This window comes from Alkalihalobacillus pseudalcaliphilus (assembly GCF_028610675.1).
In the GTDB taxonomy this organism is placed as follows: Bacteria; Bacillota; Bacilli; order Bacillales; family Bacillaceae_D; genus Alkalihalobacillus; species Alkalihalobacillus pseudalcaliphilus.
The window spans coordinates 690,820-704,688 of sequence record NZ_JAQQWS010000001.1 but is presented as its reverse complement, the minus strand read 5'-3'; the positions used below and the strand labels follow the sequence as shown (position 1 = coordinate 704,688).

The following is a 13,869-nucleotide window of genomic DNA, read 5'->3' as shown; positions in this document are numbered from 1 at the left end:
GGATTTGGGGAGGTGCTACTTTCTATAGTCGAAAGGTCAAATCAGCTTGAAAATGTGTATCACTTTTATACAAAAGACGACATTTCCACGATGTCGTCTTTTTTATGAAAAAAATATAAAAAAATACTAATCACTCATGTTCGTTTTTTAAATCGGAATCAATGGACTGAACGGAGCCTAATAAGTTAAAACACAATCTGTTACATAACAATTTAACTTTTATATAACAATTTCAAAAATCTTTTATAAAACAGTTCACAAAAGATCGTTACTGTTATATAATACAAATATCGGAAGGGAAGGTTGTTCTAGTACAAGTTAAATTCAGAATTTTAATGCTTTTCCTTCAAGAAAATAGAAAAGTTTAGGAAGGGGAAAAAATCATGGCTAACCAAGAACAAGTAAAGGCATTAGAAGAACACTGGGAGAATGAAGCACGATGGCAGAATATCACGCGACCATATTCAGCTCAGGATGTGTTCAAATTACGTGGTTCACTACAAATTGAATACACGCTAGCACAACACGGAGCTCAAAAGCTATGGAAGCTTGTAAATGAAGAGGACTATGTCAATGCATTAGGTGCTTTAACCGGTAACCAGGCCGTTCAACAGGTGAAGGCAGGACTTAAAGCTATTTATTTAAGTGGATGGCAAGTTGCTGCAGACGCAAATTTAGCCGGTCAAATGTATCCAGATCAAAGTTTATATCCAGCTAATAGTGTTCCTTCTGTTGTGAAAAGAATCAACCAAGCTTTACAAAGGGCCGATCAGATTGATGTGTTAGAAGGTAAAGAAGGCTCTGATTGGTTTGCCCCGATTATAGCAGATGCAGAGGCTGGCTTTGGTGGTCAACTAAATGTATTTGAATTAATGAAAGCCATGATTGAAGCAGGAGCAGCGGGTGTTCATTTTGAAGATCAACTTGCCTCAGAGAAAAAGTGTGGACACTTAGGAGGAAAGGTTTTATTACCGACACAGCAAGCGGTTAAAAACCTAATCTCTGCAAGACTTGCGGCGGATGTATTAGGTGTTCCAACGGTTTTAATTGCTAGGACCGATGCTAATGCTGCTGACTTAATTACAAGTAATATTGATGAATATGATGCTGAATTTATTACGAAGGAAAGAACACCGGAAGGATTTTACCGAACAAATCCTGGAATTGATCAGGCGATTTCAAGGGGTTTAGCGTATGCACCTTATGCTGACTTGATTTGGTGCGAGACGTCGGAGCCCGATCTAGATGAAGCAAGGAGATTTGCAGAGGCTATTCATGAAAAGTTCCCGAATAAATTATTAGCGTATAATTGTTCCCCGTCCTTTAACTGGAAGGCTAAATTAGATGATGACACGATCGAAAGTTATCAGAAGGAGCTTGGTAAGATGGGGTATAAGTTCCAATTTGTAACATTAGCAGGATTCCATGCGTTAAATCATAGTATGTTTGAATTAGCTCGGGGCTATCAGGAAAGTGGGATGGCAGCCTATTCAAAACTTCAACAAGCTGAATTTGCGAGTGAAAAATACGGGTATACAGCGACGAGACATCAACGTGAAGTGGGAACTGGATATTTTGATGAAGTATCGCAAATTATTAGTGGTGGTACATCGTCTACAACAGCGATGAAAAATTCAACAGAAGCGGATCAATTTGTTTAATTTGTCAATATCAACTCATTCAGAAGTGAGCAAATAATGATAATAGTAAAAATTATCGATAGGAGGGGGCTATTTTATGAAAAAAGCTCAGCATGTAACAACAATGATTTGTGCAGATTGTGGACATCAAGTGAAAGCACCTCATGATTCGTATACAACAAAATGTGATCATTGTTTAAGAAAAGAAGTAGAATAGAACCAATCTAATGTAACTTATTACTAGTTGTGTCACTTTTGGATGAAATAAAACTGAATGTTCAAAAAAGGGAGTGAGCTCTTCCTTTTTTGAATTTTAGAGGAGGAAAACAATGAAGTATCAACATTTGGGGCGTATAGATGTAGCAGAGGAGCTTTATGATTTTATTGAAAAAGAGCTTAGGGTAGGATCGGCAATTAGTTATGAGTCATTTTGGCACGGAGTCGAGAGCTTAATTGCGGAATTGACGCCAAAAAACGAACAATTGTTGAAAAAGAGAGTAAAGCTTCAAACTCAATTAAATAATTGGTATCAAAAAGAGGGTTTCTCTCAGACAACCTATGAACCATATCTACGTTCCATCGGATATTTAGAAGAAGAAGTAGCTGATTTTAAAATTTCTACGAGAAATGTTGATACAGAAATTACACATCAAGCAGGTCCACAGCTCGTCGTACCATTAGATAATGCGAGATATGCCTTAAATGCGGCTAATGCTAGGTGGGGGAGTTTATATGATGCATTATACGGAACAAATGTAATATCAGAAGAGGAAGGCTGTGAAAAGGGAACAAGTTATAATCCAAAAAGAGGGGAAAAAGTTATTGCATTTGCCAAAAACTTTCTCGATGAGATAATCCCATTAGAAGTTGGCAGTCACTTTGACGTATCGGAGTATCACGTAGGAGAGAGAGGCTTAGAGATTATACTAGCAGATGGTCAAAAAACTAGCTTAAAATCACCTGAAAAGTGGCTAGGATTTAATAGAGTAAACAACAAGATTGAGTCACTTTTATTTATCAATCATCATTTGCATGTAGAGGTTCAAATAGACCGTGAGCACTTCATTGGTCAAGGCGACAAAGCGGGTGTAAAAGATGTCCTATTAGAAGCAGCTCTAACGACGATTATGGACTGTGAGGATTCCGTTGCTGCTGTCGATACAAAAGATAAACTCCGCCTCTACCAAAATTGGTTAGGGCTTATGAAAGGTGATTTACAAGAAAGTTTTATCAAAGATGGAAAGACGATAACAAGAAAGCTCGCTCCTGACCGCTCCTTTCAAAAGCTAAATGGAGAACGTCTAACTTTATCCGGGCGGTCATTGCTCTTTATCCGTCATGTCGGACATTTAATGACAACGAATATGATTCTATTAGATGGAAAAGAAGTGCCTGAAGGTATAGTTGATACGATTGTGACGTCATTTATTGCGAAATACTCCTTAGTTGGTCGGTCTAACAGAATAAATTCTCAGCAAGGTTCTGTTTATATTGTTAAACCAAAAATGCATGGATCAGAGGAGGTAGGTTTTGCTAATACATTATTTAACCGTGTTGAGGATTTAATAGGTTTAGAGAGAAATACGTTAAAAATAGGTGTGATGGATGAAGAAAGACGAACCTCTGTTAATTTGAAAAACTGTATTTATCAAGTTCGCAAACGGATCGTTTTCATTAATACAGGTTTTCTTGATAGAACGGGTGATGAAATTTTTACTTCCATGGAACTCGGTCCAGTGGTCAGGAAGTCGGCTATGAAACAGCAAGTTTGGTTAGAGGCGTATGAACAATCAAATGTTTTATGTGGGCTTAGTACAGGTTTTTACCATTCTGCTCAGATTGGTAAAGGGATGTGGGCGATGCCTGACCAGATGAAAGAAATGCTGGATCAGAAGAAAAACCATCCTCAAGCAGGTGCTAATACCGCTTGGGTACCTTCACCAACAGCTGCAATATTACATGCTCTTCATTATCATCAAATTGATGTATTCACTATTCAAAAAGAAAAGCAGCATAATAAGTATGATTTAATTAGTCATATACTCACACCGCCACTAGCCACCAAGGAAAGCTGGTCACCTGCAGAAATTCAAGAAGAGCTAAATAATAATATTCAAGGTATATTAGGTTATGTAGTACGTTGGGTCGATCATGGTGTCGGTTGTTCTAAAGTTTTAGATATTCATCATATTGGATTAATGGAGGATCGAGCGACCTTAAGAATCTCCAGTCAACATATTGCTAATTGGCTCCACCATCGTATTTGTACGGAGGAGCAAGTGAATGAAACATTTATAAGTATGGCAAAAGTTGTAGATAAGCAAAATGAGCAAGCTTCCAACTATCGCTCATTATTAAGAGGGGAAAATGGCTCCAATGCTTTTCAAGCAGCGTTAGCGTTAGTTTTTGAGGGCAAAAATCAACCGAGTGGATACACGGAGCCAATCTTACATCGTTTTCGCTTGAAAGAGAAAGAAGAGGCACTATTAAATAGAAGTTTTTAATACATGATTGATTAATGGACTACACATCGACTGATTCATCAATTTTGTCGATGTGTATTTTGTATGAAAGTGGACTTAGGGGCGATAGGTTGTGCCTTAAAGTTATCTGGTCATCCATCTTACGATAGACGACCTTAACAGGACAATGCTCCCTTTTTGGTCGTGCGGACTCCTCATAGTGATGGAGTTGTAAACGGGCCAACTGTTTAAATAGTCGCCACTACTTTCATCTTTGTTGGTGGCGAAGTGAATGGGGCTTCGCCATGTGGGTTTTGTATGAAGGTGTAACTGGGGAGGCGGCCCACCTAAATTCATTTTCAAGATTCATAAACTGGTAAATGGTGAATTAGCATTCAGTTTATAAAATGATGGGAACACATTATCTACAGCAGTTATGGTTTTAATAGGTAGTACGGTATTGATTATTGCTATTCAATTTCTGACATGTAGAGAGAATCACCGCTTTTAACATTGATAATAGTTTTTAACGGAGCAATTCTTTTTCTTGCCTTTCGAGATTAACAGTGATAAAATTCAAACCAATCTAAGGTATAAATATCTTAGAAGACAATCATTATTATGATAATTAAATAGTTTCCTTCGGGGCCGGGTGAAAATCCCGACCGGCGGTGATGAGGTCAACCTCTAAGTCCGTGACCCGGACGCTATACAAGCGGACGGTGGATCTAGTGAAAATCTAGAGCCGACAGTGAAAGTCTGGATGGGAGAAGGAAGTGAAAGCACCTAGACACAGGAGAGATCTAAAATTTTTTAGAGGAACTGTGGTTTATTTGTTTTTCAAAAAAGTGGTAATTTCTTTTTTGAATGTGCAAATACATAGGTTTATTTTGTGCTAGCATTTTGCCTCCCCAATGAACAATCGGGAGGCTTTTTTATGTTCTGTTTCACAAATAAACGTCAGCGTGCAATGTTGCCCTCCCAATCATAATGAGTGATGTAAAGAGAATGAAAGGAGGGGTTTGATGTTTACAGGAATTGTTGAAGAAATGGGTGAAGTGCAAAGCATCCGTCAAGGGCAAGAGCAATTTGTTTTAGTTGTGAAAGCCAATCATATTTTAGAAGATTGTCATGTAGGCGACAGTATAGCAGTAAATGGGGTATGTTTAACCGTTACGCAACTAAAGCCACCATATTTTACGGCAGATGTTATGCCAGAAACATTAAAATCATCTAATTTACAACAGGTTAGAAGTGGCCAACGTGTTAATTTAGAAAGGGCGATGGCTGTAAATGGACGTTTTGGTGGACATATCGTTTCAGGTCATGTTGATGGTACAGGTAGAATTCAGCTTATAAAAAAAGAGAAAAACGCTGTTTATATTCATGTGGACGTCTCTAAGAGTTTAACGAAATATATGATTCTAAAAGGTTCAATTACGGTTGATGGGATCAGTTTAACGATTTTTGACGTGAGTGATGATTCGTTTACGATTTCCATTATTCCACATACGTTCAGTCAAACGGTTTTAAAAAACAAGAAAGTTGGTGATTGGGTCAATATTGAGTGCGACGTTTTGGCGAAATATACGGAAAAATTATTAAGTCAATCACAGACATATAAGGAAGAAAAAACGAACATTACGAATGAATTTTTAGAGAAAAATGGATTTATTTAAAAAAGGTGGTGAAGAGATGGAGAAAAAAGAAGAGCGGTTTGATCCAATTGAAGAGGCTTTAGTGGCCTTAAAAAAAGGAGAAGTCATTATTGTTTGTGACGACGAGGATCGTGAAAATGAAGGTGATTTCTTGGCATTGTCGGAAAAGATAACGCCTGAAATTGTGAACTTTATGGTTACGTTTGGTCGAGGACTTGTTTGTGTACCGATTACTGAAAAGCGTGCTATGGAGTTGGATTTGAAGCCGATGGTCGATACGAATACAGACCCACATGGCACAGCATTTACAGTTAGTGTCGATCATGAACAGACGACGACAGGAATTTCAGCTTATGAACGTTCACTAACGATTCAAAAGATTATCGAACAATCGGAAACGAAATCCTCATTTAAACGTCCTGGCCATATCTTTCCACTCATCGCTAAAGACGGTGGAGTCTTAAGACGAGCCGGACATACGGAAGCGGCCGTTGATTTAGCCCATTTAGCAGGTGCAGAGATAGCTAGTAGTGTGATTTGTGAAATTATGAATGATGACGGAACTATGGCGAGAGTACCTGAATTAAGAAAAATCGCCGAAACACATCAATTAAAAATGATTACCATTAAAGACTTGATTGAATACCGTCTTAAAAAAGAAACGTTTATACAAAGAGAGGTCGTTGTAGATTTACCATCGGAATACGGACACTTTAAAGCTGTTGCTTATACGAACCAAATCGATCAAACAGAAAGTATAGCATTAGTAAAAGGGGAGATAAATGGTGAAACACCTACGCTCGTAAGGGTACATTCCGAGTGTTTAACAGGAGATATCTTTGGTTCGAGACGTTGCGATTGTGGCCCGCAACTGCAAGCGGCTCTTCATGAAATTGAGCGAGCTGGAACTGGCGTTTTGTTATATATGAGACAAGAGGGGCGTGGCATTGGTTTAATTAATAAACTCAAAGCTTACAAACTGCAGGAAGATGGTTATGACACAGTTGAAGCAAATGAAAAACTTGGTTTTAAAGCGGATTTAAGAGAGTATGGGATTGGAGCACAGATTTTACGTGACCTCGGTATTAAACAAATGCGACTACTTACGAATAATCCACGCAAAATCACAGGGTTAAGTGGGTATGGCTTATCAATTATCGAACGTATGCCTTTACATTTTCCTGCTGTGAAAGAGAATCAATCATATTTACAAACCAAATCAGAAAAGCTCGGTCATTTATTTAACATCGACGAATTATTGAGAAATGAAGGAGGAGTTCAGAATGGTCAATAGATTAGAAGGACATTTGATTGGAACAGACTTAAAAATTGGAATTGTAGTAGGAAGGTTTAATGAATTTATTACGAGTAAATTATTATCAGGGGCAGAAGATGCCTTGAAACGACATGGTGTTTTAGCAAGTGATATTGATATTGCGTGGGTGCCAGGTGCTTTTGAAATCCCATTCGCGGCGAAAAAAATGGTGGACAGCAACCGCTATGATGCGGTAATCACGTTAGGTACCGTAATTAGAGGTGCGACACCACATTTTGATTACGTATGTAATGAAGCAGCCAAGGGTATCGCTTCTTTATCTCTATCTTCAGGGAAACCAGTTATTTTTGGCATTTTAACGACAGATTCTATTGAACAAGCGATTGAAAGGGCTGGTACAAAAGCTGGAAATAAAGGCTGGGAATCGGCTACAGCTGCGATAGAAATGGCAAATTTATCAAGAGCATTTGATCAAGAATAGGAAATGAAGAGGTGAGCCAAGCATGTGTTGGCTCACCTGTTTCTTTGTTTTAAGAGTTTTTTCGTTTTATTTGATTCTGGCGTTCTGCGATAACGTCAGATCGGTCTCTCAGTTTATGTTTATGAATAATATAAGGCTCCGTGAATTCAGGTTGCTGCCAGCTAATGCCTAATTCCTCACTTCTCTTTTGTATAAGCTCATGAATTTGTTGATCAAAAAAGGGAATTTTTATTGGCTGGAAAAGAACCTGTATGTGCTGTGCTTGTTCGGGCTCAGAGTTAAGTATGGTTGAAATAGTGTGAATGTGGTTGGAAATATCTGCTGCTAATTGGTCATAATCAATATTTAACTGACGAACAGATTCTGCTTCAGCCATTAAATAATTTCTTGAGCTGAGTAGCATCTTTTTAGCTCCAGCATAATTGCCTCTTCTTTCATGGTAAAGTCCAACAGAAAGCTGAATTAAACCGACCCAGACAGGGTGCCGCTGACTTTCCTCCGCCTCTTTCCAATATTCTTCAAGCACTTCATGGCATTCAAAATAATCATAATTAGCGTGGAAATAAACTAGATAATCTAAAAATGGTTTAGGGTACATCATCATCATCCTTAACTCTCAATACTAAAAACAGATAAACTCAATACTGCTAGTTTATCATTGAAGCCATACAAATGTGAAGAAAAGACCGCCCAAGATGCTCCAACAAGGCAGTTAAGCAAGAAAGTGGGTGAGTTATACTACAGCATGATCGGTAGCGATGAGCAGAGCAAAGCTCCGCATATGAGCATCAGCATCAACTTTCATATAAAACGCCCATGTCGGAGCTAAAATGCTGTGCCACCAACAAAATGAAAGTAGAGTTTAGCTTTTAACTGGTGGCTTTTCGTTCACTTTGCCTTTGTTCTTTTTCATTTTAAAAGAATGATGTTAGACTGTTTTTACTTGAGAATTAGTAGAAACCCAGCAGACGGTGGCGGGCTGAAATCCACTGGCTGTGCCAGTTAGTTCAGCGCGACGTGATTGACGCACAGCATGATTTTCGGTAGCGGCGAGCAAAGCTCCGCACATGAGTACCAGCATCAACTTTCATACAGAAAATCAAAGATAGGGTCTATCGACAAAATATGATATAATTTCTATGAAAATACTAATCATTTAGGAAGTGCTTGTGATGGACTTATGAATACATACGAAGTAAAGCTTGATAGCTTTGAAGGTCCACTTGACTTATTACTTCATCTTATTAATCAAGCAGAAGTTGATATATATGATATACCCGTTGCCAAAATTACTGACCAATATTTAGCATATATACATACAATGCAAGAAATCCAATTAGATGTGGCTAGTGAATATTTAGTGATGGCGGCGACGCTACTCGCGATCAAATCTAAAATGCTTTTACCAAACCAAACGTTAGAGCTTGAGGAAGAAGCGATTGACTATATAGACGATGACGATCCCCGTGATGAACTCGTTCAACGATTAATTGAATACCGGAAATATAAAGATGCTGCCACAGAATTAAAAGAACGAGAGGAAGAAAGAAGCTTCGTTTTAACACGAGCACCAGAGGATTTAGATCCTTATGTAACAGATGAAGAAAAAAGAGATATCTCCATACAAGGAGTATCGCTGTTCGATATGCTTGCTGCTTATCAAAAACTAATGAAAAGAAATAAACTGAAAGCCCCGCAAACAAGAACGATTAGGAATCAAGAATATTCTATTGATATACGAATGACGGAAGTTTTGGACTTTCTACAAAAATCACATGGTCAATGTAAGTTTGAGCAATTATTTGTGCCGGAGGATAAATCTCAAATGGTTGTAACATTTTTAGCCATTTTAGAATTAATGAAAACAAATACGATTACCTGTCAACAGAACTCAAATTTTGAAAGCATTATGATTTATGAAATGAATAAGGAGAACGTAAATGGAGAATAAGGCGTTAATTGGAGTTATTGAAAGCTTATTATTTGTATCTGGAGACGAAGGGTTATCAGAAAACCAATTATTGGAAATCATTGATGCGGAGCCTATGCAAATTCAACTTGCCGTGCAACATTTAAAAGACGAGTATCAACAAAAATCACGTGGATTGCAATTAATTGAGATTGCTAATACGTATCGACTGGCCACTAAACCAGAGCATTTGAGTTATATAAAAGCATTGGCGGTTTCTCCGATACATAAGGGGCTTTCACAGGCTGCTCTTGAAGCACTAGCAATCGTTGCTTATAAACAACCGATCACACGCGTTGAGGTTGAAGATATTCGTGGAGTAAAATCTGAAAAAGCCTTGCAATCTTTAATGACGAAACTTCTAGTGAAGGAAGTCGGGCGAGCGAAAGGCACAGGTAGACCGATTTTATATGGAACGACACTTCAGTTTTTAGATCATTTTGGTTTAAAGACGTTAGCTGATTTACCACCACTACCTGATCATGTTGATGAAAATGATGAAGAGGAGGAAGATGTAGATTTATTTATAAAAGAATTAGAAACAGAAGAAACATGAAGAACTGCAGAGTACTGTAGTTCTTTTTTTTGATCAAAATGAAAATGAGTTCACATTTGGGCTTTTTATTCATAAACTATAAAATGATGTTTTTTAAGGGGGATGACATGAGTATTTATATTAGTGAAGTAAAGCGTTGGTACGAAGACAATAAAGATTTTTTGTATGCTGAACTGAATCACTTATCTGAACAGGAAAAAGGAGAACTTCGTCAACTGTTAACTCAAATTGAACAAGTATTATCATTAGAGCACAGAAGTCATAATCAGATATCCGATGCGAGTTTATCACATTTATTAGATTCCGTTTACATGCTAATTGAAGGGAATTTGAGTCGTGGGGAACGGGCTCCTGTGCCGATTGGTGGTCATACTCTACCACCTTTGCCGTATGCGTATAATGCTTTAGAGCCGTATATCTCGGAAGATATTATGTACTTACACCATGATAAGCATCATAAAAGCTATGTGGAAGGCTTAAACAAAGCAGAATTAGAAATGCAGACGGCCAGAGAAACAGGGAATTATGATCTTATTAAACATTGGGAACGAGAAGCGGCATTTAATGGAGCGGGACATTATTTGCATTCTATCTTTTGGGAGATTATGTCTCCGAACGGTGGGGGTGAGCCAACAGGTGAGCTATTAAGTGAAATTAATCGTTCATTCGGTAGCTTTGATAAAATGAAAGAGCATTTTACTCACGCGGCAGATGCAGTTGAAGGTGGGGGATGGGCAATTTTAGTATGGTCACCAAGGGCTAAACGTTTGGAAATTTTGCAAGCGGAAAAGCATCAGCAACTTTCCCAACAAGATGCGATTCCTCTCCTTGTACTTGATGTGTGGGAGCATGCTTATTATTTACAATATTTAAATGAGAAAAAGGATTATGTGAATGAATGGTGGAACATTGTGAATTGGCCAGCAGTAGCGATGAGGTATGAGAAAGCTAAGCTTGTCCAGTGGAATTAGATAGGAAAAAAAGACGGATCGTATCAACTATTGACACGATCCGTCTTTTGTTTTTTATAGAATAGGAGAAAGTAGTCTGGATATAGACTCTTTAAATCGAATCCAGCTTGAACGATTCTCATATAACTCGGGTGTTAATTCAAACGATAATTTCATATCCTCCTCAAACATTAGAGCTAAATTTTCAGAAGTATTCATGTCATATATAAAAGCTGTAACCTCAAAATTTAATTTAAAGCTTCGCATATCAATATTCGCTGTCCCCACAGCATTAATACTTCGATCAATAATTAATGTTTTGGCATGGATGAAGCCATTATCATAAATATAGACTTTGGCACCTGCTTTTAATAACTCTCCAACATAAGAGTATGTTGCCCAATAGACAAATGGATGATCAGGCTTATTAGGTATCATCACACGTACGTCTACACCGGATAATGCAGCGATTCGAAGAACATCAAATAAGGTTTGATCAGGGATGAAATAGGGGGTCTGAATAAAAATGGAATCATTGGCTTCTGAGATCATTTTTACATAACCGTTTTTAATTTGCTCCCATTCTGAATCCGGACCACTTGATACGATTTGCATAGGCACATTATTTTCTTGTTCAAAATAGTTTTCAGGAAAATAACGCTCCTCGTATTCAATCTCTTTTTTCTTAGCGGCTTGGTTCCAATCTAAGATAAAGCGTGTCTGGATAGCGTGAACAGATTCACCTTGTAAGCGTAAGTGAGTATCGCGCCAATACCCGAATCTCTCTTTCTTGCCAAGGTATTCATTACCGACGTTAAATCCCCCAATATAGCCAGTTTTTCCATCTATATTGACTAACTTTCGGTGATTTCGGTAATTTAATCGTAAGTTAATAATCGTAAAACTTGAAGGAAAGAAAACAGCGACTTCTCCACCCGCGTCTTCAAATTCCTTAAGATGTTTTTTCCTTAATTTCCTTGAGCCTAAATCGTCATATAAAAGCCTAACGGTGACACCCTGCTTAGCCTTTTTAGTTAATAACTTGATTAATTTTTTCCCGAGATCATCATGCTTCAAAATATAATATTGGATGTGAATATAGGAGGTTGCTCGATCAATATCCTCAAATAAAGTATTAAATTTTTCTTTACCATCATAGAAAATATCGATGTGGTTATGCTTGGTGAGAAGTGCGTCATTACTCATCAAATGTAAATAAATTAGATCGCGGTTTTTTTGAACCATTTCATTTCTGAATTGGAATTGAGGGTCGATGAGTTGTTCCTTTTGTACGGAAATAGAATCCTCTAAGCCTATTTTTTTAATACCTTCCCAATAAAAAAGCTTACTTCGTGTTAAGTTTTGTCCAAGTAATAAATAAATGACAAATCCTAAAAATGGAATAAAATAAAGGACTAATAGCCATGCCCACGTTGCAGCAGGATCTTTCCTTTCAATAAAAATAAGGACTGTTGCAAAAATGAAATTTAAAATAAAAAGTACGGTGACGAGTGTTGAAAAAATGTCCATAATTTACCTACCTACATTGTTCTGACATGAAAGCGTATGAACCTTATATCAGAGGAAATATTTACTTTCTTCTATCATACCCGATTCATAGGTAGGATGAAACGAATTTCCCTTTAAATATCCGATTCTTTATATTCAAAATGATATATTCTTTGCTTGTAGTATGTTTGTTAATATTTCTGGATTTCGAAACCCTCATTTTCAATCCAATCAGCATAAAGGACGGCGGTTGGACCCGCAATCCCCCTTCGTAATAATTCATCCATTAACCATGATTCCTTTCTGTTTAAGAAGTTGAGGCTTTCGTAAATAATTTCACCATCCATAATGAGTGCAATCGGCAAATGACTGCTTTTTGCAGGAATTCGTAAGTCTTCGTTTTTAGGTGTATTGTAATTGAATTTTTTCATTACACTTAATGTGCCATTTGTTTCGAGAATGCCATTTTGTACCTCTCGTATCGAAAAGACGTCCTTTTCTCTTAATAAATGCTGTAATTGATTGAGATCAAGTTTATTCTTCTTAAGTTCTTCATATTGAATTTTGCCGTTAACAATGATAAGTGAAGGCTTTCCTTCTAAGAGGGCTCTAGATTCACGGATTTTTTGTGTAATCATTTCGATGAAAAAAATTAATGCTCCCCAAAAACAAATGGCATACAGAACATAATGTAAGCCAATTTCAGGATCGTATATAGCGTTACCTACGAGTTCCCCAAGTACTAATGCAGAGATGAAGTCAAAGGGAGTTAATTGTGTAATTTGGTTTTTGCCTAGAAATTTGGTTAAGGCTAATAAAGCGAAAAAGCCGATTAATAATTCTACTGTTAAGGAGACAAAGTTCATATTCATATGCGTTTGCACCTCTGTTTTTACTTTTGTATGAAAGTTTATGGAGCGTTAATCAACGCTACCGAAAATCATGCTCCGAGACATCACGTGGCGCTGAGCTAATCGGTGCAGCCAGCGGATCTCATCTTTGCCATTACGTCCCATGGGAGTAGATATTTCCGTCCGCTTCGTATTGCTAATTCTCAAGTAAAAAAATCTAACATTATTCTTTTAAATGAAAAGGACAAAATCAAATTAAACGAAAAACTAACTGTTAACCAGTCAAGGATCAATAATTTGGCGGCGGAGCAGTTAGCTGCGTCTAAGGTTAATAAGATGGCTGGTATTTGATTTTAAATAATTGTTGACCTTTCCGACTTTAATTTTGGTCCGTATTTGAAAATTAATCTGGTTATTTTAGTTTGCCATGTGTTAATTAGCTTTTTGGCTGATTTACTGTCTTGTTGCTTGGCTAGATTGAATTCGATTTTTTATTAGCATGTACCTTACTTCTCAT

Annotated in this window: 13 protein-coding genes and 1 riboswitch; of the genes, 10 read left to right on the top strand and 3 right to left on the bottom strand. The window is 37.4% G+C overall.

Features of this window, described 5'->3' with window-relative positions:
• Positions 1 to 383 precede the first annotated feature (383 nt).
• The 6 genes from aceA to ribH all read left to right on the top strand — a co-directional run bounded on the left by aceA (position 384) and on the right by ribH (position 7,517).
• A complete protein-coding gene (gene aceA, locus PQ479_RS03395) occupies positions 384 to 1,661 on the top strand; it encodes an isocitrate lyase (protein WP_047989015.1) in 1,278 nt (425 codons plus the stop codon).
• 76 nt (positions 1,662 to 1,737) lie between these two features.
• On the top strand, positions 1,738 to 1,857 hold the full coding sequence (gene yhfH, locus PQ479_RS21975; protein ID WP_475652155.1) for a protein YhfH: 120 nt from the start codon (positions 1,738 to 1,740) through the stop codon (positions 1,855 to 1,857).
• A 112-nt stretch (positions 1,858 to 1,969) separates the two neighbouring features.
• Positions 1,970 to 4,144, top strand: coding sequence for a malate synthase G (locus tag PQ479_RS03390; RefSeq protein ID WP_047989016.1), 2,175 nt, complete (start codon positions 1,970 to 1,972; stop codon positions 4,142 to 4,144).
• 592 nt (positions 4,145 to 4,736) lie between these two features.
• Positions 4,737 to 4,881, top strand: a riboswitch (FMN riboswitch).
• A 246-nt stretch (positions 4,882 to 5,127) separates the two neighbouring features.
• On the top strand, positions 5,128 to 5,781 hold the full coding sequence (gene ribE / locus PQ479_RS03385) for a riboflavin synthase (protein WP_047989017.1): 654 nt from the start codon (positions 5,128 to 5,130) through the stop codon (positions 5,779 to 5,781).
• Between the two features lie 16 nt (positions 5,782 to 5,797).
• A complete protein-coding gene (locus PQ479_RS03380) occupies positions 5,798 to 7,054 on the top strand; it encodes a bifunctional 3,4-dihydroxy-2-butanone-4-phosphate synthase/GTP cyclohydrolase II (RefSeq protein ID WP_047989580.1) in 1,257 nt (418 codons plus the stop codon).
• On the top strand, positions 7,044 to 7,517 hold the full coding sequence (gene ribH / locus PQ479_RS03375) for a 6,7-dimethyl-8-ribityllumazine synthase (protein WP_047989018.1): 474 nt from the start codon (positions 7,044 to 7,046) through the stop codon (positions 7,515 to 7,517). Before PQ479_RS03380 ends, ribH begins: the two co-directional genes overlap by 11 nt.
• Positions 7,518 to 7,566: 49 nt before the next feature.
• On the opposite strand, the gene PQ479_RS03370 is transcribed toward ribH, so the two are convergent.
• Complete coding sequence (locus tag PQ479_RS03370) at positions 7,567 to 8,115, bottom strand: DUF309 domain-containing protein (RefSeq protein WP_047989019.1); 549 nt, start codon at positions 8,113 to 8,115, stop codon at positions 7,567 to 7,569.
• Positions 8,116 to 8,697: 582 nt separating this feature from the next.
• Here PQ479_RS03370 and PQ479_RS03365 point away from each other — a divergent pair.
• The 3 genes from PQ479_RS03365 to PQ479_RS03355 all read left to right on the top strand — a co-directional run bounded on the left by PQ479_RS03365 (position 8,698) and on the right by PQ479_RS03355 (position 11,013).
• Complete coding sequence (locus tag PQ479_RS03365) at positions 8,698 to 9,468, top strand: segregation/condensation protein A (RefSeq protein ID WP_047989020.1); 771 nt, start codon at positions 8,698 to 8,700, stop codon at positions 9,466 to 9,468.
• Positions 9,458 to 10,042 (top strand): SMC-Scp complex subunit ScpB, encoded by a 585-nt coding sequence (gene scpB, locus PQ479_RS03360; protein ID WP_047989021.1) that lies wholly within the window; start codon positions 9,458 to 9,460, stop codon positions 10,040 to 10,042. The genes PQ479_RS03365 and scpB overlap by 11 nt, the downstream gene beginning before the upstream one ends.
• Positions 10,043 to 10,149: 107 nt before the next feature.
• Positions 10,150 to 11,013: a superoxide dismutase gene (locus tag PQ479_RS03355; protein ID WP_047989022.1), complete on the top strand. Its 864-nt coding sequence runs from the start codon at positions 10,150 to 10,152 to the stop codon at positions 11,011 to 11,013.
• A 54-nt stretch (positions 11,014 to 11,067) separates the two neighbouring features.
• Here PQ479_RS03355 and cls read toward each other — a convergent pair whose 3' ends face one another.
• Together cls and PQ479_RS03345 are read right to left on the bottom strand one after the other, a co-directional pair.
• Positions 11,068 to 12,522 carry a cardiolipin synthase gene (gene cls / locus PQ479_RS03350; protein ID WP_047989023.1) on the bottom strand — a complete coding sequence of 485 codons (1,455 nt, stop codon included), beginning with the start codon at positions 12,520 to 12,522 and terminating at the stop codon, positions 11,068 to 11,070.
• A 170-nt stretch (positions 12,523 to 12,692) separates the two neighbouring features.
• Complete coding sequence (locus PQ479_RS03345; protein ID WP_047989024.1) at positions 12,693 to 13,373, bottom strand: DUF421 domain-containing protein; 681 nt, start codon at positions 13,371 to 13,373, stop codon at positions 12,693 to 12,695.
• A gap of 105 nt (positions 13,374 to 13,478) precedes the next feature.
• Between PQ479_RS03345 and PQ479_RS03340 the strand changes: the two genes are divergently transcribed.
• The gene (locus PQ479_RS03340; RefSeq protein WP_047989025.1) at positions 13,479 to 13,703 is read left to right on the top strand and encodes a hypothetical protein; all 225 of its coding nucleotides are present in this window, start codon (positions 13,479 to 13,481) and stop codon (positions 13,701 to 13,703) included.
• Positions 13,704 to 13,869: the final 166 nt, after the last annotated feature.